Below are 17178 nucleotides of genomic sequence, written 5' to 3' on the forward strand. Positions count from 1 at the left end.
AGTGCAGGCTCGAACGGAAGTATCAGTCCGACACCAACTGCGATAGTGAACTACGGCGGAAGTCAGACATTTACAATTACACCAAGTACCGGTTATCATGTTGACAGCTTGATAGTCGATGGAGTGAAGGTAACATCGGCAACGAGTTATCAGTTCACGAATGTAACTGCAGATCATACGATAAGAGTGACATTCGCGGTTACCCTCATTGATGGATACCGATCTTTTTGCGCAGATAGTTTGGCGTTGACAAAAGACAATAAAGGGAAAGCTGGATTACTTGTTAAAAGGAAACCAGTACGAGCGCAATTTTCATTCGAACTTTCATCTCAATCAGAAGATATAACAGGATTATATATCGAATTCAGCAGCGGTATTGAGATAGCGTATCCTCTCATAACCAATCCGCCATCTCAGGGTGCAGCCGTTGATACGAGGTCGAAGAAGTGGGATTTTATATTCAATCCTCCGCTAACAGCCGGACAGATTGTAACAATCTCAGGATATAGTAGAGAAGGAAAATTCCAGAAAGTTGTTAAATATTTCTGGAAAAAATATGGTTTACGAGAGGGAGACATAGTAAAGTATCCAACTGCGATGGTGAATAATTTGAAATTACCGATGCCTAACAGGGTGAATGTTTTAGCGGAAGCATTTTTGCAAGGTGGATTCTCATCAACGGATGGAATGATAATCGGTCAAAACCGTAAAATGGGGCAGGACAGTTCAAAATATTATGCCTGGTATCAAGCGGTAAAATATGGAGATGTTGTAAAAACCTTATATGCATCTCGAGTTGCAAAGATGCATACGGGTATTCCCAAAGGTTTCGATCAATTTAACAATAATCAGATAATGAAAAGCAAACAAAAAATGCTTTCCCCGACAAAATATGATAATGTTTTACTAGCAGATATGATTGCGCTTAAGCTAAGTATCGTATCCAGTGCGATGAGGAAAACCCCTCTCGGATTCGGAGAATTGATATACGAAAATCCCGATGATAGTACAAATCCATATAATGGTAAAATGGTTAAGGAGCTCGCAGCAATAGGGGATTCCTTAATGATGGGTTATTATGAAAATGGAACGCATCTATTTGCCGATGCCAGTGTTTACAATCTTTTCGATGGAACAATTAAAAGCATAAATCTTGCTTTCGAAGGAAAAATAGATACATCGTCGTTCGCTGATTCATTAATTTTGACGGCAACAAATTTACTTGCAGATGTCCCATTTCTCAGAAAAGATTCTTCGATAGTTCCGGCAATAATTATTCCGATTAACAATCTGACAGAGGAAATTCCTGAATCATTCGAGCTATGTCAGAATTATCCGAATCCGTTTAATCCTGTAACAACCATTGAATTCCATTTGCCTGTTCAGTCGAATGTGACTCTGAACCTCTTTAATATTGTAGGCCAGCAAGTGGCAACAGTTATTGATAATGAAATATTGGATGAAGGAACACATCAACTTGATTATTATCCTGATAATCTGTCATCAGGAGTATATTTTTACAGAATAACTGCCATTGGAGTTCAGGAAGATGATGGCTCGAAACAGGATGCAAAATATACTAGCGTTAAAAAAATGATTTTAATGAAATAATGATTACCTTATGAATATTGTCAGCTTAGGATATAACTGTTATGAATGATAAGAACAAAGTAAATATCCGACTCCTTCATGTAGATGACGAAGAAGCATTTCGGCTGCAGATCAGCGAAATACTATCGTCAGATGGTTACATTGTGGAAACAGTGGTGGATGGAGTTGAAGCAATAAATATTCTGCAGGCAAAAAGATTCGATCTTGTACTGCTTGATATATCGATGCCTAAAGTTAGCGGGATAGAAGTGCTGCATTTCATCAAAAATAACTATCCGGCTACCGAAGTTATTATGTTAACCGGAGTCGATGATCTGAAAGTGGCAGTCGATTGTATGAAAGAAGGCGCGTTCCACTATCTGACAAAACCATTCCTTGTTGATGAATTGACTCAGGTCATCGAAAGAGCTATCGAACATCGCATCCTGAAGAACGAGAACAAAATAATGCGATCTGAGATAAATCGGATTGGTGGTAGTTCGGAGTTGATCGGTGCGAGCCAGGCATTCAAATCGGTTATTTCAATCGCTGATAAAGTAGCTCCAACTGATAGCGGTGTACTTATACAAGGATCGAGCGGCACGGGTAAAGAATTGGTAGCTGATTATATTCATAAACACAGCTTACGTTCAGGAATGCCACTTGTGGCGATAAACTGTGCCGCAATTCCCGATACGCTGCTTGAAAGCGAACTATTCGGACATGAAAAAGGAGCTTTCACCGATGCGCGAAGTCAGAAACAAGGATTGATTGAGTTGGCAGATGGAGGTACATTATTCCTGGATGAAGTTGGTGATATAAGTTCTATCATTCAGCCCAAGTTACTTCGGTTTGTGCAGACCGGGGAATTCAGACGCATTGGTGGAAACACAACTTTACGGGCTGATGTTAGAATAATTTCGGCGACGAATAAAGACCTTCGGGAGGAAGTGAAGCAATCGAGGTTCAGAGAGGATCTTCTTTACCGTTTAAATGTTATCACTATAACCATACCTCCGCTGCGTGAACGAAAGGAAGATATTCCGTTGTTGGTTACTAATTTTTTTAATAAAAAACTTAGAGGTAAAAAAACAAAATGGTTAAGCGGCAAGGCACTTGATGTTTTATGTAAATATGATTGGCCCGGTAATGTCAGGGAACTTGAGAATGTTCTGGAGAGTGCGGTGATACTTTCCAATGGAGATGAAATAGAGCCGGGTGATTTACTCTTGCCGAATTATCGAAACAATTTTTCAGGATCAATCAGCGAGATAAATTCGTCGATGGGCGAAATATCATTGAAGGAACTTGAAAGAATCCATATCACGAACATTCTAAATAATGTATCGGGAGATAAAAAAATCGCCTCGAAAGTTTTGGGTATCAGCTTAAAAACTCTCTATACAAAAATCGCTCAATATAATCTTTAATCTATCTAATCAAAATATAGCGATCGATTGGATGTCATTATCATAATTTCTACATACATTTGTAGAATTTAAAATCTTCTTACCATTTTATCATCAGATCCGGGAAATATCATATATCCATAACTTATTCAAATGGAAAGAGATAGATGATTTTATTTACTTCCTGATCATGCTGCCCGATGTTGGCATCGAATTTGATCATTAATATTTAAGAGAAAATAATGATTGATGTCAGGTCCACGAAAAATGAAAAATATAATCTGATCGAGAATTAATGAAATTAAAGTACATCTGGCAATTGCGGGAATAAATTAATCAAATAACAGTTATTCATACTGTCCTCCTGATGCCGTGCGTATACCCCCTTTGCGTACGGCATTTTTGTTTGATACTCAATCGGTTTTTTCATATATTCCTTTCGCTACAACTTATTGTTTTATCATCTATTTAAGAGAAAATATATTGCATGAATTATAAACAACGTACACACACCTGTGGAGAATTAAGAGCAACTGATGCGGGAAAGATTATTACTCTTACCGGTTGGGTAGATTTTCAGCGTGATCTTGGCGGAGTTATCTTTGTTGTCGTCCGTGATCGTTACGGCAAAACTCAGGTTGTATTTAATCCGCAAAATAATCCTCAGCTTCATCAGCAAGCTGCCTCTCTTAGAAGTGAAGATGTTATTTCCGTATCTGGTAAAGTGAATCATCGTCCGGATGGTATGATTAATCCTAATATGCCAACGGGTGAAATTGATGTCACCGCGGAAGAACTTACAATAGTAACTAAAGCCGATGTACCGCCGTTCGGAATAACTGACGATGTTAACGCGAGCGAAGAGTTGCGTCTCCAATATCGATATCTTGATCTCCGTCGGCCCGCAATGCAGAAGAACTTTATAACTCGTCATCATATGTATCAGATTACACGCAAATATTATGATGAGCTGAAATTCATCGAGGTAGAAACCCCGATACTTATGAAGAGCACTCCGGAAGGTGCACGCGATTATCTTGTTCCGAGTCGGGTTCACCATGGAAAATTCTACGCGCTTCCGCAATCGCCGCAAACGTACAAGCAATTGCTGATGGTTTCAGGGATGGATAGATATTTTCAAATTGTGAAATGTTTCCGCGATGAAGATTTGCGCGCAGATCGTCAACCTGAATTCACTCAGATCGATGTTGAAATGTCTTTTGTTGATGAAGAAGATATTTATCGGGTGACGGAAGGTTTGATGAAGCGGTTCTTTAAAGAGATTAAAGGAATCGATATACAAACTCCGTTTCCACGTTTGACATACAAAGACGCGATTGAAATGTATGGTTCGGATAAACCGGATTTAAGATTTGATTTGAAGTTCACCAATATAAATGAGTTGGTTCAAGATTCAGGATTCAAGATTTTTGCAGATGTTGTAAAAAAGGGTGGAGATGTTGCCGGATTTGTTGCGTCGCAATGTGCAAATTATTCACGTAGTCAGCTTGATCTCCTTACTGATCTCGCAAAGAAATTAGGCGCAGGTGGATTGGTATGGATGAAAGTTACAGCAGATACCGTTGAATCACCGATCGAAAAATTTATCGGTAAAGAAGTCCTTACCAGCATCAAGAATAAAATGAAAGCTAATGTCGGTGATCTTATTTTACTAATCTCCGATAGTTGGATAAAGACGTACACCATACTTGGTAATCTCCGGCTTGAAATCGGCAAAAGATTGAATCTTCTAGACGAATCGAAAAATAATTTGTTATGGGTTACTGACTTCCCGATGTTCGAATATGATGAAATCGAAAAAAGGTACGTGGCAGTCCATCATCCATTCACATCACCAAAGTTGGAAGATTTATCGTTGTTAGACTCCGATCCGTCAAAAGCTCACGCGAGAGCGTACGATTTAGTTTTTAACGGAAGTGAAATTGCAGGTGGAAGCATTCGTATTCATGACCGTGCATTGCAGAGTAAAGTATTTGGATTGTTAGGAATCAGCGAAGAACAGGCAAAGAAGAAATTCGGATTTTTACTCGAAGCATTTCGTTATGGCGCACCACCTCACGGCGGAATTGCTTATGGGTTTGACCGTATCTGCATGTTGTTAACGGGAGAAAAATCTATTCGCGATGTAATTGCGTTTCCGAAAACAACGAGCGCAATGTCGTTGATGGATGAATCACCGTCAGAAGTCGATGAAGCACAATTAAAAGAGCTGCATATAAAAATCGTATGATAGAAATCATTGAAACCAAATTTATTTATTGGGATAGTAAAACATAATGAAACAAATCGTGCCACAGGAGATCATCGAAAAGAGAATCTTTCTGATAAGAGGGCAGAAGGTCATGCTCGATTTCCATCTTGCTGGACTTTACGAGGTTGAAACAAAGGCCCTCAAGAGAGCCGTTAAAAGGAACCTTGAAAGATTTCCAGACGATTTTTGTTTTGCATTATCTGATGAAGAATGGAATAACTTGAGGTACCAATTTGGCACCTCAAGTTCTGCACAATGGGGAGGGAGGCGTTACCTGCCTTACGTCTTCACAGAACAGGGTGTCGCGATGCTCTCATCAGTTCTGAGAAGCAAGAAAGCCATTCAAGTTAACATCGAAATTATGCGTGCATTTGTTAGGTTAAGGGAAATATTAGCGACTCACAAAGACTTAGCCCGCAAGCTGGAAGAAATGGAAAAGAAATATGATGCACAATTTAAAATTGTATTCGATGCAATTCGTCAATTGATGCTACCTCCCGAAAAGCCAAAACGCCCGATTGGCTTTCATATAGAGGAAAAGAAAGTTAAATATTCGGTAAAAAATAAATTTAAGGGTAAATATTTAAATTATAAGTCTGAAATCTAAAAAATCCAAAAATCTATTTAAGGAGAACTTATGATCGGAATTGTTGGTTTTGGCGCGTACCTTCCTCGGTACCGCATAAAAGCAGAAACGATCGCAAAGCAATGGGGAATGGATGCTAATGCGATTGTTCGTGGTTTGCAGTTAAATGAAAAAACTGTCCCCGGACAGGATGAAGATACGATAACTATTTCTGTCGCGGCAGCGAAGAATGCACTTTTGCGTGCGCAAATCGATCCGCAGGAAATTGGTGCATTGTACATTGGATCTGAATCGCATCCATACGCTGTGAAACCGAGCGGCACAATTGTGATCGATGCACTCGGAGTTGGTCCCCATGTTCACGTTGCGAGCTACGAGTTTGCATGTAAAGCAGGAAGTGAAGCAATGTTTGTTGCATATAGTCTTGTTAAAGCAGGCGAGATGAAATATGCAATGGGCATCGGTGCCGATACATCTCAGGGTGCACCGGGCGATGCACTGGAATATTCCGCATCAGCAGGCGGCGCAGCGTTCATCATGGGAAGCGAGAAAGTTGTGGCTGAAATTCTTTTCACTCACTCTTACACATCCGATACTCCCGATTTCTGGCGGCGTGAAGGTGAAGACTATCCTCGTCACGGCGGAAGATTCACTGGCGACCCTGCATACTTCAAACATGTTATGGGTGCCGCAAACGCACTTCTAGAAAAATCGAAAATGAAACCTTCCGAATTCAAGTATGCTGTGTTTCATATGCCGAATGGCAAATTTCCACAGGAAGTCGGCAAGCGTCTCGGTTTTACAAAAGAGCAATTGGAAGTCGGATGGATTGTTCCGTGGATGGGTAACACTTATTCAGGTTCATCCCCAACCGGACTTGCAGCGATTCTCGATGTTGCCAAGCCGGATGATAAGATATTTATGGTCTCGTTCGGTTCAGGCGCGGGCAGTGATGGATTTATTTATCGTGCAACAAAAGAGATCACCAAAGTTCAGAATCGCGCGCCGAAGTTAAGAGATTATCTTGATAAAGATAAAATCTATTTAGACTACGGTCAGTATGCGAAGTTCCGTAAAAAAATTAAACTTAATGAATAAGGAGACCCGACCATGAGAGATGTAGTAGTTATTGGAGCCGGCATGACGAAGTTCGGCGAGCTTTGGGGCAAATCAATAAAAGATATTTTTGTTGAAGCCGCACTTAAAGCGATTGAAGATGCCGGAGTTAAACAAATTGACTCGATGTACGTAGGTGCGATGTCGTCTGGTTTATTCGTTGGGCAGGAACATTTAGGCGCGGTGATGGCAGATTATCTTGGTGTAACTCCGATTCCGGCAACACACGTTGAATCGGCTTGCGCCTCAGGCGGCGTTTCGTTCCGACAAGCATATCTTGAAGTTGCTTCAGGTGCGAGTGATATAGTACTTGCAGGCGGTGTTGAGAAGATGACAGACGGTGCCGATGTAACAGAAGCATTGGCAACCGCCGCCGATCAAGAATATGAAGTTTATCAGGGAGTTACATTCCCCGGATTATATGCAATGATCGCACACGCTCATATGAAAGAATTCGGCACAACACGGAAACAGCTTGCCGCAGTTGCTGTGAAGAATCATCGTAACGGTGCCAAGAATCCAAACGCGCAATTTCGTTCGGATATTACAATAGATCAAGTCCTTAACGCGACAATGGTCTCTGATCCGTTCGGGTTGCTCGATTGCTCACCAGTGAGCGATGGAGCCGCAGCCGTAATTGTCACAACGATGGAGATTGCAAAGAAACTTAAGAAGAAACCAATCAAAGTTATCGCATCTGCGCAAGCTTCCGATACGATAGCGCTTCACAGCCGACCGAGCATTACAACTCTCGGTTCTGTTGTGAATGCCGCGAAGAAAGCATACAAGATGGCAGGATTGAAACCATCTGATATCGATCTTTGCGAAGTGCACGATTGCTTCACGATTGCAGAGATTGTTGTTTCGGAAGATTTAGGATTTTTCAAGAAAGGCGAAGGGGGAAAAGCCGCTGAGAAAGGTTTGACTGCAATCGGCGGAAAAATTCCAATCAACACAAGCGGCGGACTGAAATCTAAAGGTCATCCGGTTGGAGCAACAGGCATCGCGCAAATAATTGAACTTTACGAACAACTCAATGGCAAAGCAGGCGACCGTCAGGTTAAAGGCGCGCGTATCGGTATGGCGCAGAACATGGGCGGAAGCGGCGCAAGCTGTGTCATTCATATACTGGAGGGCGGAAAATGATTACTGCACGTTATCATCGCGAAATTCCTCAACGCTATCGGCTCGAAGCAGGCAAATGCACAAAGTGCGGATATGTTGCTTTCCCGCCGCGGCTTGTTTGCCCGAAGTGTAACACGAAAAAATTCAAACCAATCGTGTTGAAGGATGAAGGGAAAATAATTACCTACACTGTAATTCGTGTGGGACCCGATAAATTTTCAAAAGAGACTCCATACGCAATCGGAATTATCGAGTTGAACGATAAACTCCGTTTGACAGCTCAGATCGCAGGTGTGGTTGATTTTGATAAACTGAAGATCGGACAGAAGGTGAAGCTCGTCTTCCGCAAAATTCAAGACGACGGCAAAGCCGGCATACACATGTATGGGTATAAAGCTGTACTAGTTTAAGAATGTGCGACTCACTTTCAGCATAGGTTCTTGGTTGGAAGTGAGTCGTACTTAAATTTCCGAAGGAACACGAAGCATCTTCGAGTAACTTCGTACCTGCACGCCGGTGCATTTTCTTGTTCGAGTTTCGGCATGCAGGCGTGTCTTCTCCGTGATCTTCGTGTAACAAACACCTTGCTGGGAAGGAGTTCCACTCCTGACCCAAGCGGAAAGAGGATTTGATTTTGTATCTATTTCATCATACACTCTCGTTATGTTTATATAGATAATTGGCAATGTAATTAAAATTATATAGGGGAGAGTATTATGGGTTTTAAAAAGATTGAAGATTTTATAGGTGTCGAACTTGATCCCGATGCACGAGTAATGTTTGTTGAGTGGGAGAAATATCTCAATAAAATTGTTTATTTCGGAGGGGAAATATTTTGTGAAATTCTCAATAAATCTACGTTAGGTAAAGACGATTCGCTCCCGTTAATTATGTTTTTTCGTAATAGCATCGAACTGGTTGGCGCAATTTCCTCATTGAATGTCAACTTTTATAGTGAGCCGGCGAAAATAATTCTTCGGACCCTTTTAGAGACAATGCTATATATAAATTATATTTCTCAAAAAGATTCTAAACAAAGGGCTTTGAGTTTTTTGATTTGTCAATATCATGAAAAGCTAAATGCTTACAAGAAACTAGATCCAACTAAAGAACAAGGAAAGAGATTCCATGAGCAATTAAAAGATGATGAATTTTTTAAGACTTATAAATTTCAGGAACAAGATTTATTAAAATTGCAGATAGAGAATTTAGAATCTCTAATTAAGAATGATTTATACAAAGAAGTTGAAAAAGAATACCAAAGAGTAAAGAAAGAAAATCCTCGACATAAACCCGTATGGCATGAATTCTTTGGTGGTCCCAAAACGATTGAAAAATTAGCTTATAATTTAAAAGTCGGTTCTCTTTATGAAATAATTTATAGAAATTTATCAAAAGGTACTCATGGTAACAATATTATCGACGGTTATATTTCTGATGGAGGTGAAGGAATTACTCATTTCTCACAAATAAGATTCCCTTACTCTGCTCAATTTGTTTGTCAAATCACGATTACCCTTTCACTTAGGATATATAGAATAATTATCGTTAATCAAGTTCCAGAGATGATGGATAAATATAAATCATTTTATCTGAGTGAGATAAGAGATTTTCATCTTGCCATGGCAAATCAGGAGTTTCTTAAAATAAAGTGAACGCCATATAACCCGCCGCTAATGTTAATGAAATTAAAATATATATAATAAAATGGAAGCCATAGTTTATCACAAATACGGTTCACCGGATGTTCTGGAATTAAAAGAGGTAGAAAAACCTACTCCAAAGGATGATAAGGTCAATGAAATATAAATACCATCATATCGGGATTCCAACAACAAAAGCTATCGAGGGTGAAGAATATTTAAAGGATTATAAAGTATATCATTACGGTTTCGAGAATAGTGAGTTCGGAATCGAATGGATGCGGTACGAGGAAGATTGTGAACTCCCGGAAATAGTAAAAACTCTACCGCATGTTGCTTTCGAGGTAGATGATATTTACGAAGCGATCAAAGGTAAAAAGGTGATCATCCAACCAAATAGTCCATCGGAAGGAAATGTTGTGGCATTTATAGAAGAGAATGGCGCACCGATTGAGTTTATTCAAAAGCTGATTGAATGAAAACTTACATTGCGTTATTCAGAGGCATCAATGTCGGCGGTAAAAATTCATTGCCGATGAAAGAGCTTGTTGCCATTCTGGAAAATATTGGCGCACGGAAAGTCAAGACCTATATCCTGAGCGGTAATGCAGTATTTCAGAGCGATGAAAAAAACCTGTCACAACTCTCCAAGCGGTTGACTATTGAAATCAAGAAGCGCCATGGTTTCGAGCCGCATGTTCTTATTCTCGAGTTAGATGCAATAAAAAGAGCAATGACGGAAAATCCATTTCCTGAGGCAGAAGCAGACCCAAGCAGTTTGCATCTTGGTTTTCTTATCTCTACACCTAAGAATCCTGACCTCAAGAAACTCGAGAGTTTTAAAAAGAAAAGTGAACGATATTATCTAAGCGATCATGTTTTTTATCTGCATGCGCCCGAAGGGATCGGCAGATCCAAGCTTGCTGCAAGTACCGAAAAATTACTTGGTGTTCCGATGACAGATCGTAATTGGAGAACCGTATGCAAAATCAGAGAATTGGCAAATGAATGATTAATAAGACCGAATATTCTGATCAATCTGCCGTATAGAAAGGGAGCAACGGATATTGGTGAACTCAGACAGTTGATAGCACTAAATATATTTGATGAGCGAATCATTTTTCTCTAAATTTTGTTAATAATAATTGTCAATGGATTATTAAATTATGCTTTCATTTAGAAATATATTATGCAAAAAAATAGATTAGAAGCTTTCAGCGATGGAGTAATTGCTATCATTATAACCATTATGGTCCTTGAGTTGAAGATCCCTCATGAACCGGATATCTATGAATTGTTCCATATATTCCCAAAGTTTTTAAGTTACGTACTCAGCTTTTTATACCTTGCTATCTACTGGAATAACCACCATCATTTGCTACACACCGTTCATCGTGTCAATGGAAAAATATTATGGGCTAACATACACTTGCTTTTCTGGTTATCACTAATTCCATTTGCCACAGCATGGTCCGGGGAAAATAATTTTGCCGCCGATCCGGTTATTGTATATGGTTTTATACTGTTCATGTCAGGACTATCATATTTTATTTTATCCAAGACAATAATATCCTCACACGGAAAAGATTCGATTTTGGCATCGGCAATAGGAAAAGATTTTAAAGGTACATTGTCGGTAATACTTTATGCTGTATCGACTCCGCTTGCGTACTGGGAACCAGGAATCTCAATGGGAGTTTATACATTGGTTGCCATAATGTGGCTCATACCAGATAAACGCATTGAGAAGGAACTTTCAAGGACGGTTGAATAGCGGGTAATATTCCGACATTCTATCCCATCTTGGAAATGTGATGTTAATTTTGTTTTCTGTTATGTTCTGCTTAATTTAAGTCAAAGTTGAATGAGTAACAAAGCATTACACGAAGGGCACGAAGAGAAATATTTCACGAAGATCCCCGAAGTATCACCGTTCTCTTTGTGTAACAAAAAAAGGATTGTATGAAAGATAAAATCAGAATAGCATCCGGACAAGGATTTTGGGGAGACTTGCAAAGTGCACCGATGGATCAGGTAACGAAAGGACAGATCGATTATTTAATGATGGATTTTCTTGCGGAAGTAACTATGTCCATTATGCAAAAACAGAAACGCCGCAATCCTGAACTCGGTTATGCAAAAGATTTAGTCCAGATTATCGAACAAATACTTCCTATCTGCATAGAGAAAAATATCAAGATCATAACTAACGGTGGCGGAGCTAATCCCGAAGGTTGTCGTGATGCTATTTTCAAGTGCGCAAATAAAAAGGGATATAAGAATCTCAAAATCGCGGCAGTGCATGGCGACGATATCCTTCCGAATATCGAACTCCTTCGCAAGCAAGGTATTCCATTTACAAATTTAGAAAATGGGGCATCATTTGATTCAATCGGACATAAAATTCTGAGTGCAAATGTTTACTTTGGTGCGAGACCGATTGTTGAAGCTTTGAAGCAAGACGCCCAGATTGTAATTACAGGTCGAACTACTGACACATCATTAACTTACGCACCAATGATTTATGAATTCGGTTGGTCGTGGGATGATTGGGATAAATTAGCTGCCGGTGTTGTGGCGGGTCATATACTTGAATGCGGCGGACAGGCGACAGGCGGCAATTTTTCTGCCGGCTGGAAATCTGTACCCGACCTTGCACACATCGGTTTTCCGATTGCAGAAGCATATCCAAACGGCGAGTTCATTATTACAAAACACGAGAACACTGGCGGACTTGTTTCAGTAGATACGATCACCGAACAGCTTATGTACGAGATTGGCGATCCACAAAATTATATCACGCCAGATTGTGTTGCCGATTTTTCATCAATAAAACTAGAACAGGTTGGAAACAATAGAGTAAAAGTTTTTGGAGTGAAGGGGAGACCCGATACCGACACATTCAAAGTCTCAATGGCATACGCCGATGGTTACACTGCCGTTAGCACGCTTACCTTCACATGGCCCGATGCATTAGAGAAGGCGAAAAAAGCGGATGAAATTCTTCGAACGCGCCTAGCTGATTTGAAGTTACATTTTGATGAAATACGGACGGAATTTCTCGGTTTAAATTCGTGTCATGGGCATTTGGCTCCAATGCCTGATAAGATCAATGAAATAGTTTTGCGAATCGGCGTGCGTTCACACGATCATCACGCGGTTGAAAGATTCGGAAAAGAAATAGCCCCGTTAATTTTAACAGGACCTCCATCAGTTACAGGATTTGCCGGGGGCAGACCGAAACCGAGTGATGTGATTGCCTACTGGCCCTCACTTATTCCTAAAAAAGATATCAATCCTATTGTAACGGTAACGTCAATTTAGTTTTCTATTTTTATTGCAGATAAGAAAAAAGCCCCAACATGCGAGCTGAGGCTTTCAATTATTGAGGAAAATAAATTGGTTAACGACCTGATGCTTTCAAATTAATATCGATGTAAGTCAGGTTGTTCGAATAATCGAATGTGGGAATCCCGCCTGTTCCTTTTGTCGGAATTATTCCACTTATACCATCGAGGAAAAAAGTATTGAGTGCAATGCTTGGATGGCCTGTGCCATTCATTCCATCCAAACTGAATGTTAATCGATATGTTCCTGCTCCTGCATTCAGATCACGAGTTTTCCAGTTGTATCCGTAAATAATTTTTCCGGGAATATTGATTTCGGCAGAGTAATAACCTGAACCATCTGCTGCTTCCCACACACCGCCGTTAAATAACACCGTAGCTGCATCTTGACCTTCCCAGATTCCAAGTCCAGGATTCCATATTGCATTCTGAACAACTCCTTTAGGCTGAATCATCTTTTGGATTGTCAGTCTGGCACAACCGGAATAAATTGTGGACTTTGTGCTTTGATAAGTAGTTGTATTTGTTCCCCACATTTCTGAAGTTCCCTTTCCATACAGCAGCTGCATAGTGAAACCGAGCATTGCGGGCCATTCTGTTGTTCCAAGATTTTTAAACAGGACAACCTCAGTTCTTAGAACTGATCCGATCGACCAGTCTTTCGATTCAAGGTTGTCACCCCAATCGACTGAATCAACCACTACCTGCGGTCCGGTTGCGGCACTCACTAATAAATTCTCTGCCTGCCAAACATTGAATTCATCCTGTTGGAGATACCAGTTAACTCCGTCGACGGTCAAGTATTTTCCTGTAAAATTAGGAACGCCAAAAGTTCCTCTCAGAACTTTTGTTGCTCCGTCGGACCAAATGACCGGGAAGGAGAGATTATTTCCGAATACTATAGTCTCACCACCGCCACCTTTCTGTAGCGGGCTGAGTTCTGTGTTCGGTGCAATTTGATCATACGAACATTGTGTAAACAATGCTAACCAACAAATGATCAAAATTAAGATAAGTTTATTCATAATATTTAACCCCTTAAATATTAATTTGAAATTAGTTAATTAGGTGCTTTAGATTGCCCATTTGATGTGCAAATGCAAATTACGAATTAAGCGATAACAAGTCAAGATAATTTTATGAGTTTTAAATATTTTACTTGAAATTTTATTATGAATCAGAATATCAGATATTATAGTATGAATTGATTGTTTGATAATAATTCAATTTTACCTATTTTAGTTTGAGAATATAAATTTTTACTACAGGTTAATGTTATGAAAGTTAAATTAGAGAATATTTGTCATACCCGTTCGGGTGATAAAGGTGATACTGCAAATATAGGTTTGATCGCCCGTAAACCTGAATACTATCGGATCATAAAAAAATATGTTACTGCTGATATCGTAAAAAAATATTTCGAAGGAATCTGCCTTGGTAAAGTTGTTCGTTATGAAATGCCAAATCTTAACGCCTTAAATTTTCTTCTTTATAATTCACTTGGCGGAGGGGGCACAGTTTCTTTGATGAACGATGCTCAAGGAAAAACACTTGGCAGTGCATTGTTGAGAATGGAAATTGAAGTTGATGAAGATTTTCGGTAATCCAATCTTGTTATCCTCGTTTTATCAAAAATCCGGATTTAAAAGAACAACTATCACCTAAATTCAATACTTCATACACTTTATAATGGAAATCGGATAAAGTAGTAACCATTCTGAATATATATCTGCGACGTTGGTGGTTGAAACTAAAACCATACACAGGTTGGTTATATCCTTTACGGAACGCACGTCACTGATGGGCACCATGCCATTCTTTCGCGGAATTATTTACACATTGAAGTAAAATCAAAATAATTATTTAATGATCAAATAAAAGACTGGAGAAGAGCATGCTCTTACACCAACAATTTGTACGAATAGCAAAGCAACACGAGAAGAAACTCGCGATAGTAGATAGAACTCTTCGACGTCGGGTAACTTACAAAAAGGCACTGATAGGCGCCCTTATTCTTGCAAAGAAATTTCAAAATTATCCCCCGGGATTTTTAGGCATCATGCTGCCGAATTCTGCCGGTTCTGTTTTGTCAATCTTGGCAACTTTGATGAGCGGTCGTGTACCTGTCATGATAAATTATTCAACGGGTGCAGCCGCTAATTGTGAGTTCGCGCAGAAGAAATGCGATTTCAAAACTATCATTACGTCAAGAGCACTCTGCGAGAAAATCAATTGTAAAAAGATAAATGGCATGATCTTTCTTGAAGATATCATGGAATCAATTTCTTTCTTCGATAAGATCAAAGCGGCTATCACTGCAGGTCAATCGGCAGACCAAATATTAAAAAAGATACATGCAGGGAACGAGGATGATACATTACTTATTTTGTTCACCAGCGGTAGTGAGAAAGATCCTAAAGGTGTTCAATTAACTCACAGAAATATTACATCCAATTACGAAAGTCTAATCAAGGCATATTCGTTTTCGTCGGAAGATATATTTTTAGCAAATTTGCCATACTTCCATGTTTTTGGGCAAACGGCAAATCTTTGGGTACCAATAGCAGTTGGGATGACGATAGTTACTTATGCAAATCCTCTTGACTTTAAAGTTATATGTGATATTGTTCGAGAAGAAAACGTTACACTTATGGCAGGAACGCCAATGTTTTTCTGGGGCTATCTCAGAAATTCCAAAACCGGCGATTTCAAATCGGTAAGAATTCTACTATCAGGAGCCGATAAATGTCCGGATGCTCTCCGTAAAGGTTTTCTTGAGAAGCATGACAAAGTTTTACTGGAAGCATACGGCGCCACCGAAACAAGTCCTGCAATAACAGTTAACACGCTGGAAAATAATCGGCCGGGAAGTGTTGGACGGCCAATTGACGGAGTTCTGGTGCGAGTGGAAAATTATGAAACAGGTGAGGAATGTGGTGTGGGAGAAATCGGGAAAATTTTAGTTAAAGGTGATAATGTAATGAAGGGATACTTTGATGATTTTGAACAGACTTCGTTGAGCATTCGCCATGGATGGTATGACACTGGAGATATGGGGTATCTGGACGCAGAAGGTTATCTATGGCACGTTGGCAGATTGAAACGTTTTTTGAAAGTCGGTGGCGAAATGGTGTCGTTAATAAAAGTGGAAGATGTTTTGGAAAAACTTCTATCGGCGGATATTGAATGTTGTGTGGTCGAAGTCCCCGATGCGATACGCGGAGCCAGAATTGTTGCTGCGGTGACGAAGCAAATCGATGATAAACTGATCCTGAAGAAAATGTCTGAGCAGTTACCAAAAATATCGTTACCGAGCAAATTCGTGGTTATACCCGAAATGCCGAAAACAGGGAGTGGAAAAATTGATTTTAGAGCAATCACCGAACGAGTAAGAGATGTAATTCAGAATATTTAGAATATAATTGGGAAGAATATCCGAAATCATATTTCTGAATTATCTGATTTGAAAATGTGATTCGTATGGAGAATGTATGATGAAAAGATGCAGTTGGTGTGGCACTGATGAACTATACATAGCTTACCACGACGAAGAATGGGGAGTACCCATACACGATGACCGGCATCTTTTTGAAATGCTGACGCTTGAAGGGGCACAGGCAGGTTTGAACTGGTTAACCATTCTTAAAAAAAGAGAGAACTATCAAAAAGCATTCCATAATTTTAATATTACACGAATTGTCGGTTATTCACTAAAAGATTTTAAACGCCTCCTTGCTGATTCAGGTATAGTGAGAAACCGGTTAAAGATTGAATCGACAATATCTAACGCTAAAGCTGTATTGAAAATTCAAAAAGAATATGGATCGTTCGATTCGTATATTTGGCAATTTGTAAATCACAAATCCCGGCAGAATAATTGGTGTACAAGCGAACAACTTCCTTCGCACACAAATGAATCTGATGCGATGAGCAAAGATTTAAAATTGCGTGGATTCAAATTTGTCGGTTCAACAATTTGCTATGCCTTCATGCAAGCAGTTGGGATGGTGAATGACCATACAGCAGATTGTTTTAGATATAAAAAAATTAAAAAACTTATGAACTAAGCACTATAATTAACCAGGAAACC

17 protein-coding genes are annotated in these 17178 nt (G+C 39.6%); 15 read left to right on the top strand and 2 right to left on the bottom strand.

Annotated features, from left to right (window positions below):
* From HZB59_00770 to HZB59_00800, 7 genes are all read left to right on the top strand, one after another.
* Positions 1–1611: T9SS type A sorting domain-containing protein (locus HZB59_00770; GenBank protein ID MBI5019947.1), on the top strand; the 1611-nt coding region annotated here is incomplete at its 5' end.
* A gap of 41 nt (positions 1612–1652) precedes the next feature.
* On the top strand, positions 1653–3020 hold the full coding sequence (locus HZB59_00775; protein ID MBI5019948.1) for a sigma-54-dependent Fis family transcriptional regulator: 1368 nt from the start codon (positions 1653–1655) through the stop codon (positions 3018–3020).
* Positions 3021–3486: 466 nt separating this feature from the next.
* Positions 3487–5250 carry an aspartate--tRNA ligase gene (gene aspS / locus HZB59_00780; protein MBI5019949.1) on the top strand — a complete coding sequence of 588 codons (1764 nt, stop codon included), beginning with the start codon at positions 3487–3489 and terminating at the stop codon, positions 5248–5250.
* A gap of 46 nt (positions 5251–5296) precedes the next feature.
* Entirely contained in the window at positions 5297–5878 is a 582-nt protein-coding gene (locus HZB59_00785) for an ORF6N domain-containing protein (GenBank protein MBI5019950.1), read from the top strand.
* A 30-nt stretch (positions 5879–5908) separates the two neighbouring features.
* Complete coding sequence (locus tag HZB59_00790) at positions 5909–6955, top strand: hydroxymethylglutaryl-CoA synthase (GenBank protein ID MBI5019951.1); 1047 nt, start codon at positions 5909–5911, stop codon at positions 6953–6955.
* Between the two features lie 12 nt (positions 6956–6967).
* Entirely contained in the window at positions 6968–8119 is a 1152-nt protein-coding gene (locus HZB59_00795) for a thiolase domain-containing protein (protein MBI5019952.1), read from the top strand.
* Entirely contained in the window at positions 8116–8508 is a 393-nt protein-coding gene (locus HZB59_00800) for a Zn-ribbon domain-containing OB-fold protein (protein ID MBI5019953.1), read from the top strand. Before HZB59_00795 ends, HZB59_00800 begins: the two co-directional genes overlap by 4 nt.
* A gap of 51 nt (positions 8509–8559) precedes the next feature.
* Here HZB59_00800 and HZB59_00805 read toward each other — a convergent pair whose 3' ends face one another.
* On the bottom strand, positions 8560–8784 hold the full coding sequence (locus HZB59_00805) for a hypothetical protein (GenBank protein ID MBI5019954.1): 225 nt from the start codon (positions 8782–8784) through the stop codon (positions 8560–8562).
* A gap of 30 nt (positions 8785–8814) precedes the next feature.
* On the opposite strand from HZB59_00805, the gene HZB59_00810 reads away from it, so the two are divergent.
* The 5 genes from HZB59_00810 to HZB59_00830 all read left to right on the top strand — a co-directional run bounded on the left by HZB59_00810 (position 8815) and on the right by HZB59_00830 (position 13065).
* Positions 8815–9753 (top strand): hypothetical protein, encoded by a 939-nt coding sequence (locus HZB59_00810; GenBank protein ID MBI5019955.1) that lies wholly within the window; start codon positions 8815–8817, stop codon positions 9751–9753.
* A 143-nt stretch (positions 9754–9896) separates the two neighbouring features.
* The gene (locus HZB59_00815; protein ID MBI5019956.1) at positions 9897–10220 is read left to right on the top strand and encodes a hypothetical protein; all 324 of its coding nucleotides are present in this window, start codon (positions 9897–9899) and stop codon (positions 10218–10220) included.
* Positions 10217–10753, top strand: a complete 537-nt coding sequence (locus HZB59_00820; protein ID MBI5019957.1) for a DUF1697 domain-containing protein — start codon at positions 10217–10219, stop codon at positions 10751–10753. Before HZB59_00815 ends, HZB59_00820 begins: the two co-directional genes overlap by 4 nt.
* A gap of 177 nt (positions 10754–10930) precedes the next feature.
* Positions 10931–11515, top strand: a complete 585-nt coding sequence (locus tag HZB59_00825) for a DUF1211 domain-containing protein (GenBank protein ID MBI5019958.1) — start codon at positions 10931–10933, stop codon at positions 11513–11515.
* Between the two features lie 188 nt (positions 11516–11703).
* Entirely contained in the window at positions 11704–13065 is a 1362-nt protein-coding gene (locus HZB59_00830) for a DUF1446 domain-containing protein (GenBank protein ID MBI5019959.1), read from the top strand.
* A gap of 79 nt (positions 13066–13144) precedes the next feature.
* Here the strand turns inward: HZB59_00830 and HZB59_00835 are convergent, their stop codons facing one another.
* Positions 13145–14113, bottom strand: coding sequence for a hypothetical protein (locus HZB59_00835; GenBank protein ID MBI5019960.1), 969 nt, complete (start codon positions 14111–14113; stop codon positions 13145–13147).
* A 252-nt stretch (positions 14114–14365) separates the two neighbouring features.
* Between HZB59_00835 and HZB59_00840 the strand changes: the two genes are divergently transcribed.
* From HZB59_00840 to HZB59_00850, 3 genes are all read left to right on the top strand, one after another.
* Entirely contained in the window at positions 14366–14692 is a 327-nt protein-coding gene (locus HZB59_00840) for a hypothetical protein (protein ID MBI5019961.1), read from the top strand.
* Between the two features lie 290 nt (positions 14693–14982).
* Entirely contained in the window at positions 14983–16503 is a 1521-nt protein-coding gene (locus HZB59_00845; protein MBI5019962.1) for an AMP-binding protein, read from the top strand.
* Positions 16504–16579: 76 nt separating this feature from the next.
* The gene (locus HZB59_00850; GenBank protein ID MBI5019963.1) at positions 16580–17155 is read left to right on the top strand and encodes a DNA-3-methyladenine glycosylase I; all 576 of its coding nucleotides are present in this window, start codon (positions 16580–16582) and stop codon (positions 17153–17155) included.
* The last annotated feature ends 23 nt before the right edge of the window (positions 17156–17178 follow it).

The organism is Ignavibacteriales bacterium (assembly GCA_016214905.1).
Classification (GTDB): Bacteria; Bacteroidota; Ignavibacteria; order UBA10030; family SZUA-254; genus PNNN01.

Bases quoted from the DNA above. Each gene is read 5' to 3' on its own strand.
- HZB59_00810 (MBI5019955.1), top strand. From the start codon at position 8,815: ATGGGTTTTAAAAAGATTGAAGATTTTATAGGTGTCGAACTTGATCCC.
- HZB59_00800 (MBI5019953.1), top strand. From the start codon at position 8,116: ATGATTACTGCACGTTATCATCGCGAAATTCCTCAACGCTATCGGCTC.
- HZB59_00840 (MBI5019961.1), top strand. From the start codon at position 14,366: ATGAAAGTTAAATTAGAGAATATTTGTCATACCCGTTCGGGTGATAAA.
- HZB59_00830 (MBI5019959.1), top strand. From the start codon at position 11,704: ATGAAAGATAAAATCAGAATAGCATCCGGACAAGGATTTTGGGGAGAC.
- aspS (MBI5019949.1), top strand. From the start codon at position 3,487: ATGAATTATAAACAACGTACACACACCTGTGGAGAATTAAGAGCAACT.
- HZB59_00820 (MBI5019957.1), top strand. From the start codon at position 10,217: ATGAAAACTTACATTGCGTTATTCAGAGGCATCAATGTCGGCGGTAAA.
- HZB59_00845 (MBI5019962.1), top strand. From the start codon at position 14,983: ATGCTCTTACACCAACAATTTGTACGAATAGCAAAGCAACACGAGAAG.
- HZB59_00790 (MBI5019951.1), top strand. From the start codon at position 5,909: ATGATCGGAATTGTTGGTTTTGGCGCGTACCTTCCTCGGTACCGCATA.
- HZB59_00850 (MBI5019963.1), top strand. From the start codon at position 16,580: ATGATGAAAAGATGCAGTTGGTGTGGCACTGATGAACTATACATAGCT.
- HZB59_00795 (MBI5019952.1), top strand. From the start codon at position 6,968: ATGAGAGATGTAGTAGTTATTGGAGCCGGCATGACGAAGTTCGGCGAG.
- HZB59_00835 (MBI5019960.1), bottom strand. From the start codon at position 14,113: ATGAATAAACTTATCTTAATTTTGATCATTTGTTGGTTAGCATTGTTT.
- HZB59_00825 (MBI5019958.1), top strand. From the start codon at position 10,931: ATGCAAAAAAATAGATTAGAAGCTTTCAGCGATGGAGTAATTGCTATC.
- HZB59_00815 (MBI5019956.1), top strand. From the start codon at position 9,897: ATGAAATATAAATACCATCATATCGGGATTCCAACAACAAAAGCTATC.
- HZB59_00775 (MBI5019948.1), top strand. From the start codon at position 1,653: ATGAATGATAAGAACAAAGTAAATATCCGACTCCTTCATGTAGATGAC.
- HZB59_00785 (MBI5019950.1), top strand. From the start codon at position 5,297: ATGAAACAAATCGTGCCACAGGAGATCATCGAAAAGAGAATCTTTCTG.